Origin of the sequence: Haliscomenobacter sp. (assembly GCF_965225875.1) — a bacterium.
GTDB lineage: Bacteria > Bacteroidota > Bacteroidia > Chitinophagales > Saprospiraceae > Haliscomenobacter.
In genome coordinates, this window is record NZ_CBDDBS010000003.1 from 2274457 (window position 1) to 2299133 (window position 24677).

At 47.9% G+C, this 24677-nt stretch carries 21 protein-coding genes; 14 read left to right on the forward strand and 7 right to left on the reverse strand.

What is annotated here, in order from left to right; genetic code table 11:
• Positions 1-2: 2 nt before the first annotated feature.
• Positions 3-1517, reverse strand: a complete 1515-nt coding sequence (locus ACO08K_RS29295) for a TPR end-of-group domain-containing protein (protein WP_421800058.1) — start codon at positions 1515-1517, stop codon at positions 3-5.
• 201 nt (positions 1518-1718) lie between these two features.
• On the opposite strand from ACO08K_RS29295, the gene ACO08K_RS29300 reads away from it, so the two are divergent.
• On the forward strand, positions 1719-2504 hold the full coding sequence (locus tag ACO08K_RS29300; RefSeq protein WP_421800059.1) for a hypothetical protein: 786 nt from the start codon (positions 1719-1721) through the stop codon (positions 2502-2504).
• Here ACO08K_RS29300 and ACO08K_RS29305 read toward each other — a convergent pair.
• Positions 2489-3031: a GNAT family N-acetyltransferase gene (locus ACO08K_RS29305; RefSeq protein ID WP_421800060.1), complete on the reverse strand. Its 543-nt coding sequence runs from the start codon at positions 3029-3031 to the stop codon at positions 2489-2491. The genes ACO08K_RS29300 and ACO08K_RS29305 overlap by 16 nt on opposite strands.
• A gap of 5 nt (positions 3032-3036) precedes the next feature.
• Positions 3037-3759 (reverse strand): DUF6503 family protein, encoded by a 723-nt coding sequence (locus tag ACO08K_RS29310; RefSeq protein ID WP_421800061.1) that lies wholly within the window; start codon positions 3757-3759, stop codon positions 3037-3039.
• 285 nt (positions 3760-4044) lie between these two features.
• Between ACO08K_RS29310 and ACO08K_RS29315 the strand changes: the two genes are divergently transcribed.
• The 8 genes from ACO08K_RS29315 to ACO08K_RS29350 all read left to right on the forward strand — a co-directional run bounded on the left by ACO08K_RS29315 (position 4045) and on the right by ACO08K_RS29350 (position 13495).
• Positions 4045-5427: a glycosyl hydrolase gene (locus ACO08K_RS29315; protein ID WP_421800062.1), complete on the forward strand. Its 1383-nt coding sequence runs from the start codon at positions 4045-4047 to the stop codon at positions 5425-5427.
• The gene (locus ACO08K_RS29320; protein ID WP_421800063.1) at positions 5424-6257 is read left to right on the forward strand and encodes a sugar phosphate isomerase/epimerase family protein; all 834 of its coding nucleotides are present in this window, start codon (positions 5424-5426) and stop codon (positions 6255-6257) included. Before ACO08K_RS29315 ends, ACO08K_RS29320 begins: the two co-directional genes overlap by 4 nt.
• Before the next feature lie 87 nt (positions 6258-6344).
• Positions 6345-7490: a Gfo/Idh/MocA family protein gene (locus ACO08K_RS29325; protein WP_421800064.1), complete on the forward strand. Its 1146-nt coding sequence runs from the start codon at positions 6345-6347 to the stop codon at positions 7488-7490.
• Positions 7491-7701: 211 nt separating this feature from the next.
• The gene (locus ACO08K_RS29330; protein ID WP_421800065.1) at positions 7702-8472 is read left to right on the forward strand and encodes a 3-ketoacyl-ACP reductase; all 771 of its coding nucleotides are present in this window, start codon (positions 7702-7704) and stop codon (positions 8470-8472) included.
• Positions 8473-8600: 128 nt separating this feature from the next.
• Positions 8601-9812 carry an MFS transporter gene (locus ACO08K_RS29335; RefSeq protein ID WP_421800066.1) on the forward strand — a complete coding sequence of 404 codons (1212 nt, stop codon included), beginning with the start codon at positions 8601-8603 and terminating at the stop codon, positions 9810-9812.
• A 250-nt stretch (positions 9813-10062) separates the two neighbouring features.
• Positions 10063-11841 (forward strand): PQQ-dependent sugar dehydrogenase, encoded by a 1779-nt coding sequence (locus ACO08K_RS29340; RefSeq protein ID WP_421800067.1) that lies wholly within the window; start codon positions 10063-10065, stop codon positions 11839-11841.
• 171 nt (positions 11842-12012) lie between these two features.
• A complete protein-coding gene (locus ACO08K_RS29345) occupies positions 12013-12786 on the forward strand; it encodes a sialate O-acetylesterase (protein WP_421800068.1) in 774 nt (257 codons plus the stop codon).
• 37 nt (positions 12787-12823) lie between these two features.
• Positions 12824-13495 carry a hypothetical protein gene (locus ACO08K_RS29350; RefSeq protein WP_421800069.1) on the forward strand — a complete coding sequence of 224 codons (672 nt, stop codon included), beginning with the start codon at positions 12824-12826 and terminating at the stop codon, positions 13493-13495.
• A gap of 4 nt (positions 13496-13499) precedes the next feature.
• Here the strand turns inward: ACO08K_RS29350 and ACO08K_RS29355 are convergent, their stop codons facing one another.
• Entirely contained in the window at positions 13500-13724 is a 225-nt protein-coding gene (locus tag ACO08K_RS29355) for a hypothetical protein (RefSeq protein ID WP_421800070.1), read from the reverse strand.
• 171 nt (positions 13725-13895) lie between these two features.
• On the opposite strand from ACO08K_RS29355, the gene ACO08K_RS29360 reads away from it, so the two are divergent.
• Positions 13896-14354, forward strand: coding sequence for a (2Fe-2S)-binding protein (locus ACO08K_RS29360; RefSeq protein WP_421800071.1), 459 nt, complete (start codon positions 13896-13898; stop codon positions 14352-14354).
• 2 nt (positions 14355-14356) lie between these two features.
• Positions 14357-16546, forward strand: a complete 2190-nt coding sequence (locus tag ACO08K_RS29365; RefSeq protein WP_421800072.1) for a molybdopterin cofactor-binding domain-containing protein — start codon at positions 14357-14359, stop codon at positions 16544-16546.
• 111 nt (positions 16547-16657) lie between these two features.
• Here the strand turns inward: ACO08K_RS29365 and bshC are convergent, their stop codons facing one another.
• Positions 16658-18301: a bacillithiol biosynthesis cysteine-adding enzyme BshC gene (bshC, locus tag ACO08K_RS29370; protein WP_421800073.1), complete on the reverse strand. Its 1644-nt coding sequence runs from the start codon at positions 18299-18301 to the stop codon at positions 16658-16660.
• Positions 18302-18474: 173 nt separating this feature from the next.
• Between bshC and glpK the strand changes: the two genes are divergently transcribed.
• Positions 18475-19962 (forward strand): glycerol kinase GlpK, encoded by a 1488-nt coding sequence (gene glpK, locus ACO08K_RS29375; protein WP_421800074.1) that lies wholly within the window; start codon positions 18475-18477, stop codon positions 19960-19962.
• A gap of 89 nt (positions 19963-20051) precedes the next feature.
• On the opposite strand, the gene ACO08K_RS29380 is transcribed toward glpK, so the two are convergent.
• Complete coding sequence (locus ACO08K_RS29380; protein ID WP_320030986.1) at positions 20052-20762, reverse strand: TrkA family potassium uptake protein; 711 nt, start codon at positions 20760-20762, stop codon at positions 20052-20054.
• Positions 20763-20922: 160 nt separating this feature from the next.
• On the opposite strand from ACO08K_RS29380, the gene ACO08K_RS29385 reads away from it, so the two are divergent.
• Positions 20923-22719: an ATP-binding protein gene (locus ACO08K_RS29385; RefSeq protein ID WP_421800075.1), complete on the forward strand. Its 1797-nt coding sequence runs from the start codon at positions 20923-20925 to the stop codon at positions 22717-22719.
• A gap of 106 nt (positions 22720-22825) precedes the next feature.
• Here ACO08K_RS29385 and ACO08K_RS29390 read toward each other — a convergent pair whose 3' ends face one another.
• Entirely contained in the window at positions 22826-23125 is a 300-nt protein-coding gene (locus ACO08K_RS29390) for an HPF/RaiA family ribosome-associated protein (RefSeq protein WP_421800076.1), read from the reverse strand.
• A 149-nt stretch (positions 23126-23274) separates the two neighbouring features.
• On the opposite strand from ACO08K_RS29390, the gene ACO08K_RS29395 reads away from it, so the two are divergent.
• Entirely contained in the window at positions 23275-24486 is a 1212-nt protein-coding gene (locus ACO08K_RS29395) for a hypothetical protein (RefSeq protein ID WP_421800077.1), read from the forward strand.
• Positions 24487-24677 lie beyond the last annotated feature (191 nt).

Sequence of the window (24677 nt, forward strand, 5' to 3'; positions counted from 1 at the left end):
GCTTATTGTAATTTTTCCAGCAGCGGTCTCCAGCGGGCATCGGCTTTGAGTGAGTCCAAATCGGTATCATTTTCAAATTGCTCTTTGCCTTTAAAGCCATTTTCGATGGCTTTATTCAGTGTGTCAAAGGCTTGGTCTTGCTGACCACAAAGGGCATAACCGCAGGCGAGGTTGTAATAATTGCCAGCGTTGGGTTGCAGCTGCACCGCTTTTTCGTAACACCTTGTTCCTTCTTTATTTTTATTGATGGAACAAAGCTGCATGCCCAGTCTTCCAAAGGATTCCAAAGCACCTGCTGCGAGGGCATTCGACAGGTAATTTTCTGCTTCTGTACTTTTATTCAAGGTGTATAAAACCTGCAGGAGTCTAAAAAAAACATTGTGATCTCTAGGTTTTAATACATAAGCTTTTTTTAAGAGTTCTTCAGCAGCTGCATATTGCTGCATGTTGCGCAATAGTTCCCCATATTGTTGGAAGGCATCTCCATCTTCCGGGTGATTTTTTACCCAATCCGCCAGCATGTTGAGGGTTCGGGCGGAATCCATTGCCTCCTGTGGGTTCATGAGTTTCCAGGCTCCTTTTTTCCATTGCCAAATTTCATTGGATAGGCCCCATTCCACCACCCCGCCGTACAGGTACAAAGCCCCTTTGCCATACTCCATGGTTGCTGCAGCCCGTTTTGCAGGTGGATGAGCGGATACTACCTTTGTCCAAGAAATGCCATCCCATTTCCAAAAATCACTAAAAAAAGGATTGGCATTGTTGCGGCCACCAAAGAGAAAAGTGGCTTTTTCTTGGGGGTGATAGGCCAATGCGTAGCGATTTCTGGCATCGGGGAATGCTCCAGTTGCGGTAATCTTATCCCATTTTTCATTTTTCCATTCCCATACTACGGATTTGCCATTCTCCCAACAGGGGATAACGAGGGCATTTCTGGCAATGTCAAAGGCTATTTCATAGGCAGAAATGATGTTTGGCCCATCCGCCGAAAGTTTTTTCCATTGATTGGCCTTCAATTCCCAAAGTTCGAATACTTGGGGGTCACTACCTCGCCTGAGTTGGGTTTTGTTGTAGACATCACCATACACCAAAATTCTCTGATTGATGGGATCGTAAGTGGCCTCGGATGTTTTTACTGGAGCATCAGTATTGCTCAGTTCCCACTGTTTTCCATCCCATTTCCAAACATTCAGGTTGACTTTTGAAGCAGCTTGGGCCTCAGTGACCCCGGCAATTAAAAAGGTGGCTTTTTGCTGGGGATCATATACGAGGGCATGCCCAACGCGGTTTCCAGGCACCTCAAATTGGGCCTCTTTCCACGCAGATTGATCCCATTCAAAAACATTTTCGGGAAAAGCGAATCCCTTGCCAATCACATTGCCGCCGCCGCCAAAAAGAACAATTTTGTCTCTTTTTGAGTCGTAAGCGATTTCTTCAAGGTGTCGGGGATCTGGCGAGATTTGGGAAAATGCCGCTACTGCGCACAGCAAAATAGCTGCGATCAGGAAGGTCCTCATTGATCTATATTTTCACGACAGAGCGAGGTGGCATCAGGTTGAGCCACTTTGATTTCCCATTTTTAAAGACGGCAGGAATTGATTAAGGGTTGCAGGGGCTGCTCTGGTCAACTCAAATTTTCTTTATAAAATTAGCTTGCCAGCCGTCTTTTTACTTATTTAGCTGTTTATCAATGCATCTTTCCTAAAAACACCAATGACATGAAACTCCTGGGACGTCTCTTAAAATGGTTATTCCTGAGCCTGTTGGGGCTGGTGTTATTGGTGTTGCTATTTTTGGTTTTGGACCAGGATGCCCAACACATTACCCTCAGCAAAGCAGACCAGGAATCCATCAAAGTGCTGAAAAAATATGTGCGCCCGGCGGATTCCAGTGAATATTATTCTCTATTGAAAACCTGGGGAGAAAACAAAAAACTAGCTCCTGGTTTTGAACTCCAATGCCTCCTGGCTCTGTCGCATTATCCAGAACTCAAAAAAGCGTCCATCGATTTTTTGGTGCAGCCAGCCTTTATCCAATTGTCGGCCCGACCCGATCCCATCACCGTTTTGTTGCCCTGGGTAAAACGAAAATATCTGGTTGTGATCAGCAATGATACGGGTAGAGAAAATGACCCGATTCTTTTGTCAAAAGCACCTTTCAATGAACAAGTGGGGATCATTGGGCACGAACTGGCTCACGTGGTATTTTACCTGGACAAAAACTCCTTGTACCTGGCCTGGTTGGCTTACCAATACCAATTCAATGAGCATTTTGCTACGGTTTTTGAGCGGGAGACTGATAAAAGGGCGGTGGCACATGGCCTGGGTTATCAGCTTTACGACTTTGCTTTTTTTGTGCGAAAAGCTTTTGGCAATACGCTTGAGGAAATTGAAACGGAAAAAGGGGATATGTATTTAAGTCCTGGGGAAATTGCTCAGGAGATGAAGAAGTACGGGTTTTATAGGGACACTTTAGATGCGCCTAAAAGTTATTTTGAGAATTGAGGGAATTCCCTTTTTTGTACCCAAAACTCCCGCCGCATCTGATACACCAAACAATCATCTTCATCAAAGGTGCGTGCTTCCACAAACTCAAACCCCATTCGCTCATAAAAACGGATCGCCGCGGTATTGTACGCCAACGGATCAATCAATACCGCTGTAACCTCGGGATGGCTAAAACAACGATCCAACGCCTGGGTCATCATTTCAGTGCCATAACCCTTGTTCAGTTCATCTACTTCCCCGATCCAGATATCAATGGCGCGCAAATTGGCGGGCACCTCGCCCCAATAGTGGCTGTCTTCCAACAATGGATCGATGATTTGTACAAAACCAATCGGGCGGCCATCCAATTCGGCGATCAAAAACTCCCGCCATTCCGGGGTACGCTTCAGTTCCTCTTCCCAGTTCCAATCATCTTCATTCGGGTCTGAATGTAGGATGTGAGGTTGTGCATCCCAATGCCGCAAAATTGCCAGATCCTGGGGATTAGCGAAGCGGAATTGAATGTGTGGTTTACTTTGGCTCATTCAATTTAGTGTACTTTATAGTTGCTTTGTTCAATTTTAGACAGCAACACCGCTTTACCCTCCAGAAATACCCGATCGTAATCACGGGTCGCCAGAGTCGTGTCTTTTATTTCATAATTGTCATAATCCTGAAAAACGATCCCACCCACAGTTTCGCGGCGAGTAGCTTTGCGAAAACGCGGTCCTCCCGTAGCATAAGACAGGTAATCCATGGTATGCGTCTGCTGGTTGATCCAGTAGCAATACACATCCTGGAAGTCTTTACCGCCACCTTCCTGATCAAAGCTCACTTCAATTTTATCGTATTTTTGGTCGCCAATCTGGATTTCTCCCACGTGTTTGAGGTTCACGGCAGGTTCGCTCAGTTTGTAGGGCAACAAGACAAAATAAGCCAGTGCGTTCACACTTTCGCGGTACTTCTCCTCGGGAGTTTGGGCCTGGCCGTTGATGCTGCGGCTGAGCCCGGTATTGCTCAATACATCAACGATGACCTTACCACTGGTATCCCGGGTGCTGCGTTCATAGCGAAATTTACCGCCCTGGTGCTTCAGGCGAACCTGGAAGGCACGAAAATCAAAAGAAATATCAAAGTTGCGGTAATTGCGGCCGCCGTGGGTTTCGATGCATTGCTGAATGATGGCAGTAGCTTTGGGGTCGGTATTTTTTTGGGCATTGCAAGACTGAACGAGCAACAATAGCCCCAACAAGGGCAACAAAGAGATGCGCATAATTTGGTTTTTGACAAAAGTACAGTTTTGAGCGGGAAGGAGTTCAATGTTGGATAAAAGGAATTCCACAATTCGTCGTGGTCAGGACGAGCAGTACAACCACCGGGAACGTTCCCGTTAAAATTCTTTACCCAAAAGCTTCATCTACTTTAAATCAAAGAGTAAAAAACTTTATTTTGCCCAACATAGCAGTGGGGCAAAACAAGCACTTATTTTTTCTCGCCCCTTAGGGTATTTTATCATTACTATCGTCTTTATTTTACTCTCATCAAACCCATTAAAGGAATGATCAAAACGAACGAAAAACGTACTGCAACTGACCTGTCAAACAAACTCCAACGCTTTTGGGCGCTTTCCGAGCAAAAAATCAAGTTGATTGATTCAAATTACGATGAATCAAAAGGCTCCCCCGTTTTTACGGTAGCTGGGGAATACACCACCCGTGGTTGGACGGAATGGACCCAGGGCTTTCAATTTGGCTCGGCCATTTTGCAATTTGAAGCGACAGGAGACCAGGCGATTTTGGAAAGGGCCAAACAACAAACCCTCACAAAAATGGCCCCCCACGTCAGCCACATCGGCGTGCACGACCACGGCTTCAACAACGTCAGCACCTACGGCAACCTCCTGCGTTTGATGCGGGAAGGTAAAATTCCCTTTAACGAATGGGAGAAAAACTTTTATGAACTGGCCCTAAAAATATCCGGCGCTGTACAAGCAAGCCGTTGGACGAGCATCAAAACGGGGGGCTTTATTCATTCTTTCAACGGTGCGCATTCCTTGTTCGTGGATACCATTCGCTCTTGCCGGGCCTTGATCGTCAGCCATGAATTGGGTCATGTGTTCCAGGGCGAGGGGGATGCTAAAATAAGTCTGCTCGAAAGAGCGCTGCAACACATTGAAGCCACCGCCCGGTACTCGGTATTTTATGGCGAAGGCCGCGATTCCTACGACATCTGGGGCCGCACCGCACACGAGAGTGTGTTCAACGTAAAAGATGGCCAATTCCGTTGCCCCAACTCACAACAAGGTTATACTGGCTTCACCACCTGGACGCGTGGCCTCGCCTGGGCCATGTGTGGGTTTGCCGAACAACTGGAATGGTTGGATACCGCTGATGAAGAATCCTTGACTCCTTTTGGGGGCAAAGCAGCGCTGGAAAAAATGATGTTAAAGGCCGCTCAAGCCACCTGTGATTTTTACATTGAACATACGCCCGTAGATGGGGTGCCTTATTGGGATACTGGTGCCCCCAATTTGCATAAGCTAGGCGATTATTTGGATCGCCCTGCCGATCCGTTCAATGATTTCGAGCCTGTGGACAGCTCTGCGGCGGCCATTGGAGCCCAGGGATTGCTGCGTTTGGGCAAATACCTGAGCGAAAAAGGCAATGCTGCGGCTGGTGAAAAGTATGTACAGGCCGGATTGAAGGTAGTGGATACGCTCCTGGATGAACCCTACCTGAGCACCAATGAGCAACACCAGGGTTTGCTGCTGCATACCATTTACCATCAGCCCAATGGTTGGGATCACGTACCTGCTGGCAGCAAAATCGCCAATGGTGAATCCTGCATGTGGGGCGACTACCACATCCGGGAGGTTTGCCTGTACTTGCAGCGCATGATCAACAACGACACTTATTACACGTTTTTCAATTGTGTCAAATGAGTCCTAGTCCAATCACTGACCTGTCCAAACTCTGCATCCATACCATCACCACCAAGCCCTGGGCCATCGAAGAGTCGGCCAAAAACTTTGCGGCGGCGGGGGTGAAAGGCATTACGGTTTGGCGCGATGCACTGGCGGGCAGGAACATTAAACATACCGGCGACCTGCTGCGGGATCACGATTTGTCGATCGTGTCCCTGTGTCGGGGTGGCTTTTTTCCCAGCATTGATCCAGCCAAAAGACAAGCAGCGCTGGACGACAACCGCAAAGCCATTGAAGAAGCTTACGAATTGGGTACCAAATTGATTGTACTGGTTTGTGGTGCCGACCCCGGGCAACCCCTGGAAGATTCCCGGCAACAAATTCAGGATGGCATCGAATCCCTAATTCCCGAAGCTTCTGCAGCAGGGGTACAATTGGCCATTGAACCGCTCCATCCTATGTACGCCGACACCCGTTCCGCCATCAACACCCTCGGGCAAGCCAACGACATGTGTGAAGCCATCAACTCCCCCTGGGTAGGTGTGGCCGTAGACGTGTATCACCTCTGGTGGGACTCGAACCTGGAGCGGGAAATCAAACGTTGTGGGGAAAACAATCACCTGCTGGCCTTTCACATCTGCGACTGGAAATCACCAACCGTGGACATGCTCAACGATCGTGGGCTGATGGGGGAAGGCTGTATTCCGCTCAAAAAAATCCGCTCCTGGGTTGAAGCAACCGGCTTCAATGGTTTCCGCGAGGTAGAGATTTTTTCCACGGAATACTGGCAGCAAGATCAAGCTCAATTTTTGCAGAAAATAATCACTGGATACAAAAACAACTCATAGCGATCAGCTTTCAGCAATCAGCAATCAGCCAAATTTGCGCTGAAACCTGGCTGATTGCTGATTGCTGATCGCTGAAAGCTTTCAAACATGAAACAACATACCATCGGGATCATCATGAACGGCGTTACAGGGCGGATGGGTACCAACCAACATTTGCTGCGTTCTATTGCTGAAATCATGAAACAAGGCGGCGTCAAACTCAGCAATGGCGAAACCATCATGCCCGACCCTATTCTCATTGGCCGGGACGAAAGCAAGTTAAAAAGACTCTGTGCACTCACGGGCATCACCAATATGAGCACCAATTTGGAGGATGCTTTAAAAAGTTCACATTACAGCATCTATTTTGACGCCCAAACCACGGGTCGCCGGGCCGATGCGGTCAAGGCGGCGATCAAGGCGGGGAAACACATTTATTGTGAAAAACCAGTAGCCGTCAGCACCGAGTCTGCTTTGGAATTGTACAAATTGGCTACCGAGGCTGGCCTCAAAAATGGGGTAGTGCAAGACAAGTTGTGGCTTCCCGGCATTGTAAAAATCAAACGCCTCATTCAACAAGGCTTTTTTGGAGAAATCCTCTCCGTGCGGGGCGAATTTGGCTATTGGGTTTTTGAAGGGGACAACATCCCCGCGCAACGCCCCTCCTGGAATTACCGCAAAGAGGACGATGGTGGGATCATTGTGGATATGTTGTGCCACTGGCGCTACGTCCTGGATGATGTGTTCGGCAATGTAAAAGCAGTTTCTTGCCTCGGCGCAACGCATATTCCTACCCGGGTAGATGAAAATGGCAACACCTACAAGTGTACCGCCGATGATGCGGCCTACGCCACTTTTGAACTGGACAACGGGGTCATTGCCCATTTCAATTCTTCCTGGACGGTTCGGGTAAGACGTGATGATTTGCTCACGCTGCAAGTGGATGGCACCAAAGGCTCGGCGGTGGCTGGTTTGCGGGAATGTTACATCCAGCATTATGGCAATACGCCCAAGCCCGTTTGGAATCCCGATATAGCCCAACCCATCGATTTCTTCGGTGGCTGGTCCAAAGTACCCGAGCAGGAAGTACACGACAATGCTTTTAAAGTACAATGGGAGTTGTTTTTAAAACATGTGGTGCTCGATGAGCCCTTCCCCTGGAATTTGAAGGCTGGTGCCAAAGGGGTGCAGTTGGCGGAAAAGGGTCTTGAAAGTTGGGCGAAAAGAGCCTGGGTTGACGTACCTGAGCTTTAACCCCAAAGGGGTAACATGATTATAGCAAATGCGTAATAGAGGAATATTTTTCTGGATAAACCCCGAAGGGGTGGCATTATTCAATCCCAATTTTAAAATGTCACCCCTTCGGGGTTTATCCAGAAATTTAATCCTCTTTTTTTGCTATAATCATTTCACCCCTTCGGGGTTTTTGGTCATTAAATAAAAATCATACACATAAAATTCACAAATGGCTAGTGTTGCTTTAGTAACCGGAGGAAGCAGAGGGATAGGATTGGGCATTGTACAGCAGCTCGCACAACAAGGTTTTAACATCGCAATCAATGGCGTAAGGCCCCAAGAAGGCGTCACCGAAGTTCTGGAAAGCATCAAAGCCCTCGGCGTTGAGGTCATTTATTGCCAGGGCAACGTCGCGTTGAGTGCCGACCGCACCAAAATCCTCCAGGAAGTAAAAAACCACTACGGTCAACTCAATATTCTGGTCAACAACGCCGGGATTGCTCCCCGCGAACGCCGCGACGTACTGAGCACCAGCGAAACAAGTTTTGACGAAGTACTCGATACCAACCTCAAAAGTTGTTATTTCCTTACCCAGGCTGCCGCCAACTGGATGATCGAACAAAAGGCAGCTCAACCTGATTTTTCAGCCTCCATCATCAATATCTCGTCCATTTCGGCTACGGTTGCTTCGGTCAATCGGGGCGAATATTGTGTATCCAAAGCCGGAATCAGCATGGTTACTCAGCTTTTTGCCGCGCGTTTGGGCGAGTACAACATCCCCGTGTACGAAGTTCGCCCTGGTGTCATCGCTACGGATATGACGGCTGGAGTGAAAGAAAAATACGACAACCTCATCGGCGGGGGGCTTTGTGTACAACCGCGCTGGGGTACTCCGGAAGACGTGGGCAAAGCCGTTGGCGCTTTGGCTGCTGGGGGGTTCCCCTACTCTACCGGGCAGGTATTTATGGTAGATGGCGGGTTGACGCTGTCACGTTTATAATTTTAGGTTGAGAAGGTTTAGGCTGTCGCAGCGACTTAGACGAAGACATCGTCAGAATCGCTGTGGCAGCCTAAACCTTCTCAACCTCCCTCAACCAACCCATTTTAATACATCTACAACCACATCAGATGCAAGCAGACAAATTAAGCGCGGGACAATACAAAGTCACCGCCACCGGTTTTTTAAGTTTGTTTTCCATCGTAGGCATCATGTTCTATGGGCTGCCTTTTTTCTTTGATTTTTGGGTAAAAGAATTTGGCTGGACCCGGGCCATGGTCACCTCGGGCAACCTGGCTGGGAAAGTGATAGTAGGTCCCCTTTTTGGTTTTGCCGCAGGTTGGTTTATCGATCGTTTTGGCCCGCGGCGATTGATGTTGTCCGGCATTCTGATGGTTGGTTTGGCGGTGATGGGCTTGGGCATCATGCAGTCCACCTGGCAATTTTACACCTTCTATTTTCTGATTGCACTGGGTTACATGTGTGGTGGGCCATTGCCCAACCAGGTGCTGATTTCCCGGTGGTTTAGTACCGCGCGGGGCAAAGCCATGGGCATTGCCTATTTGGGGATTGGCGTAGGGGGAATGTTGGTTCCCCATATTGCACGATGGTTGAATCAGGAGGCCGGCTGGCGTACTGCCTTGACCGTGCTGGGTGGAATCATCATTGTGGTGGCCTTTCCAATGGCCTGGTTTGTTAAGGAGAATCCCGACGAACAACACGAAGTACAAAAAGCACCAGAGCCCAAAGTTTCCTTATCTAGCGTCCTGAAAAGCAAGTCTTTCTACCTGTTGGCCATTGGCAGTATGTGTTCCATTGGGGCAGTAGCTGGGGTCAGTCAAAACCTCAAACTGTTTTTGAGTCTCGATATGCAATACAGCCAAGGGCAGGCCGCCAGTATCATGTCGCTGGTGTTGGGGTCTAGTATCATCGGGCGTTTGTTGATGGGATGGTTGGCAGATCGTTTTGCCAAAAAGTATGTCATGTTGCTCATTTACGCCATTGTTACCTTATCCATTTTGTTGTTGTACAGCAGCACTACACCTACCGCCATTTATGTATTTGCTGTCCTGTTTGGCATAGGGCTTGGCGGTGATTACATGATCATTCCCTTGATGGCCGCAGAGTTGTTTGGGGTAAAAGTGATGGGCCGGGTAATGGGCTTGGTGCTGACCGTTGATGGCCTCGCAGAAGCTTTTGGGCCGATTATGGCTGGGGCGCTACGCGATAGAACGGGCAGTTACGCAATGGGTTTTACTGCTTTGATTGTGTTGTCGGTGATTGGGTGTATTGCGGTAGCGTTGTTGCCACGGAAGCAAGTAGAGTCGTTACCCGCCGCTTAGGCGCTAAACGTTGAATTTTTGTTTATTCGTTTATTGGACAGTGATGATGAATTACCTCAAGTTTCTAAAAAGAACTCAAAGCGACATTTTTATTATCACAAAGAAAAAAACAAGAACACGGAGGACACAAAGTTAGACGTTGACGGTCTTTGTGCCCTTTGTGCCCTCTTTTTTCTCTTTGTGGTCATAAAATATCGCTTTGGGTCATTCTCGATGGTTCATACCTGCTGTCTATAAAAAACCTTTCCAAATGGGAAATCAAATTCATTTCAGACAGCTGTGGTACTCAGCAATTTTTTGTGGGTTATTGTTGTCTATTGCTGCCTGCACCCCGGGCAAAGTTACCTCCACAAAAACGAGCAATTCCTCCAAGGATCAGGCCGCTTTAGCTTACTCCCAAAATGCCAATGTGTTGGCCAAAGGGCAAAAACTGTTCCAGGGCTACTGCTCTCCTTGCCACAATTTTTTACAAAAAGGCATTGGCCCCAGTTTGGAACAAGTGACTGCAGTCGTCACCCCTACCTGGCTCAAATCTTTCATCCGCAACGCGCCAGCAATGATCGAAAAGGGAGACCCACGCGCCAAACAACTTTTCGCAGAATACAATCAATTGATGCCCCCTTTTACTGAAATCAAGGAAGCTGACCTCGACGCCATTGTTTCTTACATCCACAGCCAACACAAAGAGCCTGAAAAACAAAGCAATGATCTGGGGACGCCCATGCAAAACCCCATCGCTGAAAAAATTGCCAAAAGTGGTTTGGCTTTACAAATTCAACACATCGCCACTGCACCGCCCACCGGTACCAAAGCGCCCATTGCACGCATCAACCAAATGCGAGTACTGCCAGGAGCCAAAGACCGTTTGTTTATTCACGATTTGCGGGGCTTTTTGTACGAATTGATCGACACCAGCTGGCATGTGGCTCTGGAAATGAAAAAGGAACGCCCCAAGTTTATTTTCGACCCAGGTATGGGTACTGGTTTTGGCAGCTTTGCTTTCCATCCTGAGTTTTACCAAAACGGTCTTTTTTACACCACCCATACCGAACCTCCCGGCACGGCAGTTGCTGATTTTGCCTATCCTGATTCCATCAAGGTCACCTTGCAGTGGGTAATCACCGAATGGACCATAAAAGACCCCAACGCAAAAACCTTTACTCCTACCGGCAGTCGTACCTTGTTCCGCGTCAACATGGTGACGGGCATTCACGGGGTGCAGGAAATAGCTTTTAACCCAGGTGCTAAAAAAGGGGATGCTGATTATGGCCTACTCTACATCGGCTTAGGTGACGGGGGCGCTAGCGAAAGTGGGTTCCCATTTATCTGCCATGACAAAAGCCGCATCTGGAGTTCGGTCCTTCGGATTGACCCAAAGGGCAAAAACAGTAAAAATGGGCAATACGGCATTCCCGCCACCAATCCTTACGCCAAACTCAGTGACGCAGAGGCTTGCCGGGAAGTTTTTTGTCGGGGCTTCCGCAATCCCAACCGCTACACCTGGACTCCTGATGGCCGACTACTAATCGCCGACATCGGCCACATCAACATCGAAGAGCTCAACCTGGCCGTCCCAGGCGGCGATTATGGCTGGCCCTACCGCGAAGGCACTTATGTGATCAATCCAAAGGCCAAAATGGATAAGGTATACGCTCTCCCTGCCGACGACAGCAAATACAATTACCTCTATCCGGTGCTCCAGTTTGACCACGATGAGGGCAAGGCGATCGAGGGAGGTTTTGTGTACACCGGCACGGCAATCCCGGAACTGCGGGGGAAATACATTTTTGGCGAAATTGCCCTCGGCCGGGTCTTTTATGCAGAAGTGAATGAATTGAAGCTTGGCAAACAAGCAACCATCAAAGAATTGGAGCTAAAAATGGGCGATAAAACGGTGAACATGCTGGATTTGAACAAAGGCATCAAACCGGATTTCCGTTTGGGAGTAGGTCTGAACAATGAGTTGTTCATTTATACCAAATCGGATGGAAAGGTGTACAAGGTGATGGGGCGTGTGAAGAATCAATAGAGTCCGTGATAAAATCGGGGCAACGCAGCGTAGAGACGCACGGCCGTGCGTCTCTACAATCCCACATCACCCGTCATGCTTTAACCATGACCAGTCGTATCCATTCATTATATAAATTCAGCCATGACAAACTCCTCTTTCATAAAATGCCTCTTGGCCTCATTCCTATTTTTGTCGCTCCCATTTTTGCTTGGAGCACAGGTAGGCAACAACAAGCCGGTCAAACTCCCCAAGCCCAACAAAGTCTGGGTTTTCTTACTGGCGGGTCAATCCAATATGGCCGGGCGAGGGGTAGTAGAAGCTCAGGATACCGTAATCGATCCACGCATCTTCAGCATCAATAGCAAAGGAGAAGTCATCCTGGCCAAAGAGCCTTTGCATTTTTACGAACCTAGCCGGGTTGGCCTGGATTGTGGATTGTCCTTCGGGAAAACCTTGCTCAAAGGCGTCCCCAAAAAGGTTTCCATTCTGCTCCTGCCCACCGCCGTAGGTGGCAGCGCGATGCGGCAATGGCTCGGCGATTCAACCTACCGGGAGGTCAAACTCTGGTCCAATTTTTTGGAAAAGGTGGCCATTGGCAAAAAATACGGCCAGATCAAAGGCATTTTGTGGCACCAGGGCGAAAGTGACGCCAATGACAGAAGTATCCCGCTTTATCCCGAAAACCTGGCTCGACTGTTGCAAAACTTCCGAACTGCTGTCGGGAATCCCCAAATCCCCGTTTTGATGGGGGAATTGGGCGCTTATTCCCAAAACCCGGAGCAATGGAAAAAGATCAATCAACTCATCTGGGCACATGCGGCTAAAGACCTTTTTACCTCCGTGATTTCCACCCAGGATTTGCAGCATAAGGGAGATAAGATCCATTTTGATTCGGCGGGGCAAAGGGCGATGGGGCAGCGTTTTGCGGATGCGTATTTGGGGAAGTTTGTTGTTCGAAAATAACAAGTCTGAAATTTTTTAAAACTAAAGTGTAACAGTTATGCCGATTGCAGATCACAATAGTTTTTGTCCAATAATAGAAGGAATAGGAGAGGTGACATTTGGTTACATCCGGCAACTTGAAGATGATGACCAAAAATTATTCTTCTTGAAAAAACGGTTGGAAGGTTTTCTTATTCAGCAGATCGATCCTGTTTCCGAAAGGAGTCAGTTCTTTTCTCCATTTCCATTGACCGTACTTACCTGTGTTGCGGTAGAAACGCTAGGGAGGGTAACTCAGCCTGTAACCAAATTGGAAAAAAGTGGGCACAAAAAAACTGAAATTTCAAAGCTTGTGTCAGTCCCTATATACGGCGAATTGGATAAAAAGCTGACTCGACCTCTGCCACAAGGTTTTAAAAAGTCGATGCAAGAGCTTTGGCCTAAGGACAAAAACATTAAGAGTATTAAAAGCTATGCCGAACTTTTTCATAGTTACCTCCGTACATCTTTCATGCATGGCTATCGTGCTAAAAATGTATATTTAAATGCTAATTTGGAAGAAGGATGGGTGGCTGAAAACGGCTCCTTAACCATTAATCCCTATTGGTTTTGGAAAGAATATAAGCGTGTATTTGAAGAATCCTTTGAGAAAATATTTGACAAAAAAGAAAAGAATAACCCATACAGGATAAATGCCCTTGCCTATTTACACAGATTGATTCATGAGTAAGTATTTAGGTTTTTTTAATAGGCTCACTCACCCCACCCTTTCTTACGTAAGTTTCCATTTGAAAGCGAATTGACAATAAAGTATTGTTCAGTCTCTCTGTCTCATCCAGTTTTTCAGCGCTAGCCTTAATCATGGCCTGCAAGGCCAGAAAATCAGCACTGTCGTAGTCAATAATACCTTCTGCTGAGCCGTTGATTCCGCCTTCGTTGATCACTTTTTCTTCTTCCATAAACCAGTTTTTAAGAGCCAAGGGTTTGCTTTTATTATAATCAAGTTACCCCTTTTTGGCCACTTTCCCAAACCTCTTTCCCCCAATCTGCCCAATCCCTTACAAAACCCTCACCATCAATCCTTTCTTTAATCCCGACAAAACCTTATCTTAGCCCACAAACCTAATATCATGGCCACCTACACGCTCACCATCAACGGTGAAAAAAAGACGCTGAATGTCGAGCCCGATACCGCGCTGCTTTGGGTATTGCGCGAGTACCTGGGGCTCACCGGTACCAAATACAGTTGTGGCAAATCCTATTGCGGGGCCTGCACTGTACATCTCGATGGGCAGCCCATTCGCGCCTGTGTGATGCCCATTTCCGCGGTGGAAAAACGCAGCATCACCACCATTGAAGGGCTTTCGGCGAATGCTGATCACCCCCTGCAAAAAGCCTGGCTCGAAGAACAGGTGGCACAATGTGGCTATTGCCAATCCGGCCAAATCATGCAGGCTGCCGCTCTGTTGAACGAGAAGAAAAAGCCCAGTCGGGAAGAAATCATCAGCCATATGAACGGCGTATTGTGCCGCTGTGGAACCTATATGCGCATCCTTAAGGCCATTGAACGGGCTTCAAAAGAAATTTGACCATGAGCAAGAGCAATACACCCTCCTCAACTGCCCTGTCCCGGCGCAAGTTTCTAAGCGCTGTCGGAGGCATTACCTTTGCGGTGAGCGCTTCGGCCATTTTGCCCAAATGGATCATGGATGCCGCTGAACCAGCATTGAACGCCGAAGACAAAGGCTCGGCTATCAGCGCCTGGGTGCACATCCGTCCCGACGGCCGCATCACCATCTACAACCCTGCCGCAGAAATGGGGCAAGGTTCCATGACGGCACTGCCCGCCATTTTGGCTGAAGAATTGGATGCCGACTGGTCAAAAGTACACATTGAATTCTCTCCGATTGAGCCCAAAATATATGGCCCCGGTGCCTGGGGTGGGCGTATGATGACCGTGGGTAGCCGGGCAGTATCGGGCTATTATGAAAGTTTGCGGCAGGCGGGAGCACAAGCCCGCTTTGTGTTGATGGACAATGTGGCCAAAAAATGGAATGTACCTCTGGCCGAATTGAGTACTGAACCCAGTATGGTCATTCACCGCGCCAGCAATCGCAAAATCAGCTATGGCGAAATTGCCAGTTTTGCCACCATGCCGGAAAAATTGCCCCAAATCCCCAAGGAGCAATTAAAGGACCCCAAAAATTTCCGCCTGATCGGCAATCCCGACATTGAACGCTGCGACATGCCCTCCAAGGTAAACGGCAGTGCCAAATACGCCATCGATGTGCGTATTCCGGGTATGGTTTACGGAGTCATCAGCCGATCGCCAGTGAATGGCTCTAAACCAACCTTGCTTAACGGGGAAGAAATCCGTAAAATCAGTGGGGTCATTGATGTGGTTACCCTCAATCACGGGATTGGACTAGTAGCAGACACGCTGGAAAAAGCTTTAAAGGTAAAGGCACAGTTAAAAATACAGTGGAGCGCTGATGCCAAAGCCGCCAGTCACAGCAGCGAGCAGGCCTATGCGGAATACACGAGCTTGGTGAAGGACGAAAACCGCAAGGGCCGTAGCCTGGAAGCCAAGGGCGACCTGAACAATGCGCTCAAAGATGCCCAGAAGGTCTACAGTGCCATTTACAAAAATGACTACCTCTACCACGCTCAAATGGAGCCCTTGAATGCCGTGGTTGCGCTTGCACCCGATGGCAGCAGTGCAGAAGTTTGGTGTGGTTCCCAAGCCCCAGATAGTGCTAAAGGCGCAGCGGCAAGGGTATTGGGGCTCGATGAGTCAAAAGTTACGCTCTACCCCCATTTCTTGGGTGGCGGTTTTGGGCGGCGCTCCAGCACGGATTATGTGGAGGAAGCCGCAGCATTAGCCAAAACCGTACGCAAACCCGTTAAACTAATCTGGACGCGCGAAGACGACTTGCAATACGGCCAATACCGCCCGATTTGTCTGCAATATTTAGAAGCTGGAGTGGACCAGGCTGGAAACATCAATTCCTGGAAATACATCATTTCAGGTACAGGTGACAGCCTTTTGGCCAGTGGCGCAGAAATGCCATTTTATACCTTGCCGGATTTGCAGATTGAATTACGGGCAGTAGACCATGGCATGCGTACCAAACACTGGCGGGCAGTAGGGCATGGCCCCAACAAATACGCCATCGAAGCTTTTATTGATGAAATTGCGCATGACCAGAAAAAAGACCCCTACCAGTACCGTCGCCACCTGATGCGCAACCATCCACGTGCATTAAAAGTGCTCGAAACAGTGGCAGAAATGGCTGGTTGGGGTAAAAAATTACCAGCGGGCCGAGCGATGGGCATTGCTTTTGCGGAGCGCAGTGGCAGCCCTGGCGCTGGAGTGTGTGAAATTTCCCTTGATCGAACTACTGGAAAAATCAAGGTGCATCGCATTTGGGCGGCTGTGGATGGCGGGGTTGTTGTTCAACCAGATAATGCCAAGGCCCAAACCGAAGGGTCGCTACTCATGGGCTTGAGCAGTGTGTTTTATGAAAGCATAACGATCAAAAATGGGGAAGCGCAGCAGTCGAATTTTCACGATTATCCGCTCTTGCGCATGGAAGATATGCCTGAAATCCTGGAGGTGAAATTTGTGGCGTCCAATGAACCACCATCGGGTTTGGGCGAAGCGGGTTTGCCTTTTATTGGGCCAGCTGTAGCGAATGCCTTTCTGGCACTGACCGGGAAGGCCTTACGGCACATGCCTTTTACACCAGAAAAGGTGCTGGCCGTGCTGGCAGCCAAGTGAGCATAGTCTTAGGTGCCTCTTTAGTGTCTTAGGTTTCTTAGGTGGTGAAAAAGAAAAGCTATGCGAAGCAATTTTCACCACCTAAGAAACTTAAGGCACTGAAGATACACCTTAGCCCTCATCCCGAACCACCAAAAAGCCTTCCACAAAAGGATCGACCACTTCCTCCAACACGGCTCCAAATTGAGGGCCATACTTCAGATAAAAATTCAGAAAATTATCCGTCCTTTCCTGTAGTCCATTGCCGGGGAATAACTTTTCCTTGAGGCTGCGGATTTGGTTAATGGCAGTTTCGTGCTTTTGTTTTTCGGCACGCACCAATCGGCCTTCCAATTGCTCGATGACTTTTTCCTGCTTCACCCCTTCGGCCAATACCGCTTTTTCAAGGGTAGCGTCAACCTCCAGGGCTTTGAGGCGAATTTGTTCAAAAAGCGCCTTCAGTTGAGCCATTTCGGCTTGAAGACTAAGTTCTCCTTCTGAATTGAGCGCCACGTATTGTTTGATCAGGAAATCGGTATCTACGAATAAGTCGTGCACCCGTAAGCCCAGTTTGTCAATGCGGCTAGAGGTCGCTTTGTCGATCCACAGCAAGGAGTTGCGTCGCAAAAGCAGGGGGTAATTGATCCCAAAATGAGCGAATTGCGCTTTACGTTCCAACCAGTAAGCTATCTCACCGCCCCCACCTACGTAGGCGAGGTTGGGTAAAATGAGTTCCTGAAACAAAGGCCGCAGCACTACATTTGGGCTAAACCGCTCGGGGTGCGCTTCCAACTCGGCTTCCATTTCAGCAGGAGTAAAACGGAGGTCGGTATTCAAGATGGCAAAATCCTCAGCCTCTCGTACAATGCGGTCGCGGCGATTCTCTTGCAGGTAAAACAGGTTAATGTCGCGGGCATGCGCCTGTCCGGAAAAACCAGCAGCCGTCAGCGCATCCTGAGTAGTCGCAATCAATCCTTGGGAGCTTTGTTGAAACAACTCTTCCCGCATGATCGGGATAAAGCGGCGTTTAAAAGCCGGAACATTCATGTTCAAAGCGACCAATCCGTAGCTCCCGAACAGGCGATTGACCAGGTCAATGGTGGCATCGGCGTATTTGGCGTGGCTGGTGTATGCCGCTTCGATTTGTTGATAGATGTATGTGGCGTTTTCACTTTCACCCAACACTTCCTTCAATTGAGCCAGTACTGGTGCCAGGGTTTCGGTGGACATGTCGCCACAAGATCCGCCTACTGCTTCGTGTTCCCAACGGATGGTTTTTCCAAAAATATTGGCGTGATTGATTTCTTCAAAATCGTGGTCTTCAGCCCCATTGACCAATACCGGCACAAAATTATAGTCTGGATAACCTGTGCTCAATTCTTTAGCCAGCTTGATGGCCGTAAATATTTTGTACCAGTAAAACAGTGGCCCGGTAAACAAACTGGGTTGATGCGCGGTCACCACTACATAGGTGTTTTCTTCTGCCAAAAGTTCGATGTTCAGCTTTACATCACGGCTGGTTTCCAGCTTGGCGTATTGTTCACGCAGCACTTCTACCAACAATTGGCGATCAATAGGCTGCTTGGCCTTGTCGTCGATCACTTGCCGAAAAGAATCGGGGCTGGGGCTATACTTGAAAAACGGTTTTAATGCCGGGTTCTGTGTAGCATAGGCTACGTCCTTTGGTGCCAGTTGTGGGACCGAAGCATAAGGGAGGATGTTGACGTCCATATCGGGTGTGTCGGTTAGTAGAGTGTTTTTTTGGTGTAAAAGCATTTTGGACGAATAAAATTTTATATTTGAAGTTGAGTGTCTCGACTTCGCTCAACAACCGACACTTCGACTACGCTCAGTGACCGGTTGTCGAGCGAAGCCGAGACACTCAACATCCTTAATGACATAAACACCAAATTAGTTTAACCCAGCATTCAAATTCTCCTTTTTCAATCATGCAACAATACATTCTTGCCCTCGATCAAGGTACCACCAGCTCACGAGCGATTCTTTTTGACCAGGATGGCAATGTGGCCGGTGTACGCCAACAAGAGTTCACACAACATTACCCACAGCCCGGTTGGGTAGAACACAACCCGCTGGAAATCTGGAATACCCAGTTGGCCGTTGCCCGTGAAGTGCTCAACGCCCACAATGTGAATCCAAGCCAAATCGTTGGCATCGGCATCACCAACCAGCGTGAGACCACAGTCGTTTGGGATAAAACCAGCGGGCAGCCCATTTTTAACGCCATTGTTTGGCAAGACCGCCGTACTGCGGCCATTTGTGATGCCCTCAAAGCCCAAGGTGAAGAAGCCTACATCAAGGCCCAAACCGGGTTGGTGGTGGATGCCTACTTTTCGGGCACCAAAGTAAAGTGGATTTTGGACAATGTGGAGGGTGCAAGGGAAAAAGCCGCAAAAGGGGAGCTGCTTTTTGGAACCATCGATACCTGGCTGGTTTGGAAACTGACCGGGGGCAAGGTGCACATCACCGACTATTCGAATGCTTCCCGGACTTTGATGTACAACATCCAAAAATTGGAATGGGATCAGCATTTGTTGGACGTGTTGGATGTGCCTGCCAATATGTTGCCCCAGGTATGTCCTTCCAGCCAAATTTATGGCAAAACCAGCGCTGATCTGTTTGGCGCCGAAATTCCGATTGGAGGCATTGCTGGTGATCAACAGGCTGCCCTCTTTGGTCAGGGTTGTTTTCAGCCGGGCGCTGCCAAAAACACCTACGGTACCGGCTGTTTTATGCTGATGAATACGGGTAAAGAAAGAATCCAGTCCAACGCCGGGCTTTTAACTACCATTGCCTGGGGCTTAAACGGTGAGGTTCATTATGCCCTGGAAGGTAGTGTGTTCATCGCTGGGGCGGCCATCCAGTGGTTGCGGGATGGACTAAAAATCATTGATGAATCTCCTGATTCTGAATTTTTTGCGATGAAAGCGCCCAGCACGGAAGGAGTGTATGTAGTGCCTGCCTTTGCGGGTTTGGGTGCACCGTATTGGGACATGTATGCACGCGGAGCAATTTTTGGACTTACCCGAGGCACCTCAAAATCGCACCTGATTCGGGCAACCCTGGAATCCCTGGCTTACCAAACCAAGGACGTTCTGGGCGCTATGGAAAAAGATGCAGGTACTCCTCTCGCAGTTTTGCGCGTAGACGGCGGAGCCTGTGCCAACAACCTCTTGATGCAATTCCAAGCGGATATCTTAGGCGTAAGTGTTGAACGACCAAAAATCATTGAGACTACGGCCCTCGGCGCAGCGTATCTCGCTGGTCTAGCCTGTGGCTTTTGGAGTATGGCAGACCTGCAATCCAAATGGCACCTTGATCGGGCTTTTCACCCCAACATGTCTGTGGAACAACGTGAGAAGTTGTACAAAGGATGGTTGAAAGCAGTGGAAAGGACGATGGGCTGGGAAGAGTGATAAAGTAATGAATGATGAATGATGAGTGATGAATTGGCTAGCGCAGCGTTATTGACAATTCATCATTTATCATTCATCACTTATCACTTTTAATATCCTCCTTCTCGTCCCACGTCATGGGTATCCGCCAAAGATTTGATCTCTGGATTGGTACCGAATACAACAAGGATGTCTCCTTCTTCAAAAATGGTATCGGGTTTGACGACACCTTCGGAAACGTAGATGACTTTATTGATGCCCAGCAAGTTTTTCTTGATGCGCTTGCGGACGATGGTAACGATGTTCAAGTTGAAATTTTTGCGCAAATCAACCTCCTGCACGGTTTTGCCTACAAAAGAAGGCGGAAGGTGCAACTCCACCACGGAGTGGTTTTGATCCAAATCAAAAGATTCGATGGCCGTTTTAAGGTTGAGTTTTTTGGCCAGGCGCTCCGCAGCTTCCAACTCCGGGTGCAGGATTTCCTGGATGCCCATTGCTTCGAGTACTGTTTCGTGGGTATTGGACAAAGAGCGACTGATGACCCGTTTTACGCCCAGTGTTTTCAGGTTGGCAGTGGTCATCAAAGAGGCACCTTCATTTTCACCAATAGCGACTACCGCCACATCAGTGTCTTTTAAAGGCAGGTTGCGCAAAGCCACCAGGTTGGTACCATCCAGGGTAACCGCGTGGGTTACTTTATCTTTGATCAGTTCTACTTTGTCCGGGTTTTTATCAATGGCAATGACCTCATGACCCATTTCAGTCAGCTGAAAAGCCAGAGATGCACCAAAATTACCCAATCCGAAAATCAACACTTTCATAGGTTGCAAGTATAATTTCCCACAAACATAATAATAATGCTGCGCAATTCGGAATATTCTGTGCATTAGACTTAATCTGGGCGATTAAGCCCGAAAATTATATAATATGAATAATGTTCCTTAACTTTAGGTTGCAAGGAAATGATATTAATGCGCTCCTATGAAAAACTTCCTAAACCGTTTCCTGCGTTTGAACGATACCACAGTACCTTTAGAGAACAAACTATCTGATATTGTTACTTTTGGCACTTTCGTTAGCGTGGGAGTTGGGCTTATTCAGAACATCACGATTGGCATCCATTGGTTTGTCAACTCGATGCTCGGTGGAACGATGCTGGTCAGCGCGATCTGTTTTTATTTGTCGCGGTACAAAAATCTTTTTCGAGAGATCCGACCTTATTTTCTGACAACAATTGGCGTTTTTCTGGCCATTTCCTGGTTTGCCAACTATGGCGTCCGGGGCCCTTCGCTGGTATTGATGGCAATGTTCGCTGTACTGGGAGCCTTGCTGATCAAAAAAAGAAACAACACCCTGTTTTTTATTGCATTAGCCCTTTTGTCTACGGTGCTCCTATTGGTCGAATTGTATCATCCGGAAACCTTGCGGGTTTATGAGACTGATTTACAACTGCAACTGGATTTGTTCAACACCTACATTTTTGGGATAGTCTTTTTGGCACTCACCATTTCATTTTTCAAAAGTAGTTATGAAGAAGACCGGGAAGTACTGATTCAAACCACAGAACGTTTGGAACGTTCGCAAGAGGAGATCATCCAGGAAAAGGAGAAAGCAGAGAAAGCAGAACGCGCCAAAACCGAGTTTTTGGCCAATATGAGTCACGAGATTCGTACCCCGCTCAATTCCATTATTGGCACAGCTGACTTGCTCAATGAAACCGAACTTACACCCCGGCAACAAGAATACCTCGAAACCATCAGCATCAGCAGCCGGCATTTGCTTGGTTTGGTGAGTGATGTACTCGACATGTCGCGGATTGACCAGGGGCGCTTGTTTTTGGAAAGCCAGGATTTCCAATTGACTACCTTAATGGACAGCACCCTCAAGTTGTTCAGCAATGAACCAAAAATCGGCAACAAACAATTGACCCTAAACCTGATTATAGACCCCAACACCCCACAAAACCTGAGAGGTGATGCCTATCGATTGCGGCAGGTGATCGTTAATCTGGTCAGCAATGCCATCAAGTTTTCAAACAGTGGCACTATTGAAATCAAAGTTGCCAAAAAAGCGGTCCAGGTACCGGGTAAAATTTGTATTGTTTTTGAGGTAAAAGACCATGGTGTTGGAATCGCAGAAGAGGACCTGCCTAAATTGTTCCGACCATTTTCCGAAATAAAAACGGCAACTCAGCATCCATTCCGGGGTGCTGGCCTGGGTTTGGCAATTACCCATACCATCGTTACCATGATGGGAGGTGAAATTAAAGTAGAAAGTGTATTGAACCAAGGGACTACCTTCACCTTTTGTGTGCAACTGGAGGCAGGAATTCCGCTTATTCAAATACCGGATAGCGGTGGTGGCGAAGAAGGCAAACTGGCCGATGTATACCCCTTGCGGATTTTGGTAGCCGAAGACAATATCCTCAACCAAAAACTGATTGTTCGCATCATGGAACATTTTGGATACCATATCGACATTGTAGACAATGGCAATGGAGTGATTCAAAAACTGGCTCAGCAGGATTACGACCTTGTTTTTATGGATGTACAAATGCCCGAACTGGACGGGATCGAAGCAACCCGCGCCCTACGACAACTCAGCACTGCCCAACCCTACATAGTAGCCATGACTGCTGCGGCAGCCCCCGAAGATCAGGAAGCTTGTTTTGCTGCAGGAATGAATGATTATGTGGTCAAACCGATTTCAATGACCAAAATTCGGACTTTGATCCCGAAATGGAAGGAGGGCGTGGAGAGCGGGAAAAGTGAAAAGTGAAAAAATGCGCTTTCACTTTAGTTCCAAACTTTAAGCTCAGAAAAATCAATTCAAACAGTTGAAAAACCAGTGGTGACCCAGCTTTTCACTTTTCACTCTTCACTCTTTAAACCTCCGCTTTCTCCTTATGTTTCAGCACCTGTTTTTTAATTTTTTCAGCTGCGCTGGCAAGTGCTTGTTCAAAAGTTTCTTCGGCAGATTCTGCAAAAAAAGTAGTTCCTGGCACCTCCAATTGGATTTCTACCACCCGACTAGGTTTGTGTAAAAAAGGGTTTACCTCATCGCGGAGAAAAACTTTTGCACCAAGGATACGATCGTAAAAAGTACTCATTTTGTTGAGTTTATCTTCGATCATTGCTTGAGTATGGTCAAAAATTTGAAAAGGAGCTTGGATATCAATTTTCATTTTTAGGGAATTTTATGTAAAAAAATCTGTTCTTGTCGTTAAGTATGTGATTAACGAGCATGTGTCAAAAGTAATTGGCGAAAAGAGCCCCTACTTTGACTTTTGTTACAGCTATAACTGATTTTCATCAACCCCCAGTCTAAATGCTTATGAAAAAGAATCTTACACTTTTCTTCGTCCTATGCACGCTAGGACTACAAGCACAAAATTTAAGTGGCTTTTGGGTAGGAACGGTCATGCAGAATGGTCGACCCAATGTATTTTCCTATCAATTGGACCTTCAACAGGAAGGTACCACCCTGACGGGCAAAGCGATTTCCATCACCCAGGATGGAACGGCCAGCGCTGAATTCTCCATTGCAGGCACTTGGGAAGGTGGTGGCAAACTCATCCTTCAAGAATTGACACAGGTCACCCCTAAAGGCGGCGGCTGGTGCCTCAAATACGCCAGTTTGCGTCTGGGTACCACTGGTGATGGCATCTGGGTACTCCAGGGCGGCTGGATTTCAGATAACTGTTCACCTGGTACCATGCGTTTGGTCAAAGAAGCAGATAGCAATCAACTGGATGTAGGTGCCGATGCATTTGTGCCTGAGGGCATCTGGACAGGCGAGCTCTCTCAAACTGATCGCTCCTATGAGTTTTATTATGAATTGGAGCTGAAGGAAGGAGGAAAGGGGTTTGCCAAAATCATGTCGGAAGAAAATGGTGGCAGCGCCCGACAGCTGTTGAATTGGAAACTCACCGAAAACCGTGACTCCCTGATCATCGAAGAGCAAGGCGTCATTGAAAAAACCGACCCCAACTGGCGCTGGTGCATCAAAAAATTAAAACTCCGCCTGGACGAAGACGTGAATCGTTTTGGCTTTCATGGCGTCTGGGAAGGGCGGATGGACGCGACCGAAACCCAAAAAGCCGGCGCTTGCGCACCAGGAAAAGTATACCTGGAAAAACCCATATTGGATAAAGACCTAAAAGCAAGCATTCGTAGCCTGCAAACCCAAACCGCCCTCAACAATCAAGGCCGCAAACTCAAACTCCAACGCACCATTGAGGTGAAAGCATCAGATTTGACCATCAGTGTGTGGGACAACGGCACCGAAGACGGCGATGTGATTACGCTCTTTTTTAATGGCCAACAATTGGCCAAACAGCACCGCATCTCCAAAAACAAGTCCAATTACCGGGTTAAGTTGTCGGGCGATGAAAACTTTTTGATCCTGCAGGCAGATGACCTGGGGAGCATCAAACCCAATACCGTAGCCGTTTCGATCAATGATGGTCAACGAGAACAAATTCTGGTGATGAGCGCCGATTTTGAGGAGAATGGGGCGGTGTTGATTCGGAAGATTCAGCAGTGAGGGACACAATGTTAGTAAAAAGTTATACCAAAACGACACAATTAGCACAAAGGACACTAAGGCAGCACAAAGGACACAAAGTTAGACGTTGACGAGGCATTTATTAAAGGTTATAGGAAGCCCAAACTCGGGTGCATCACTTTGTCAACGTCTCGCCTTTGTGTCCTTTGTGCTGCCTTGGTGTTCTTTGT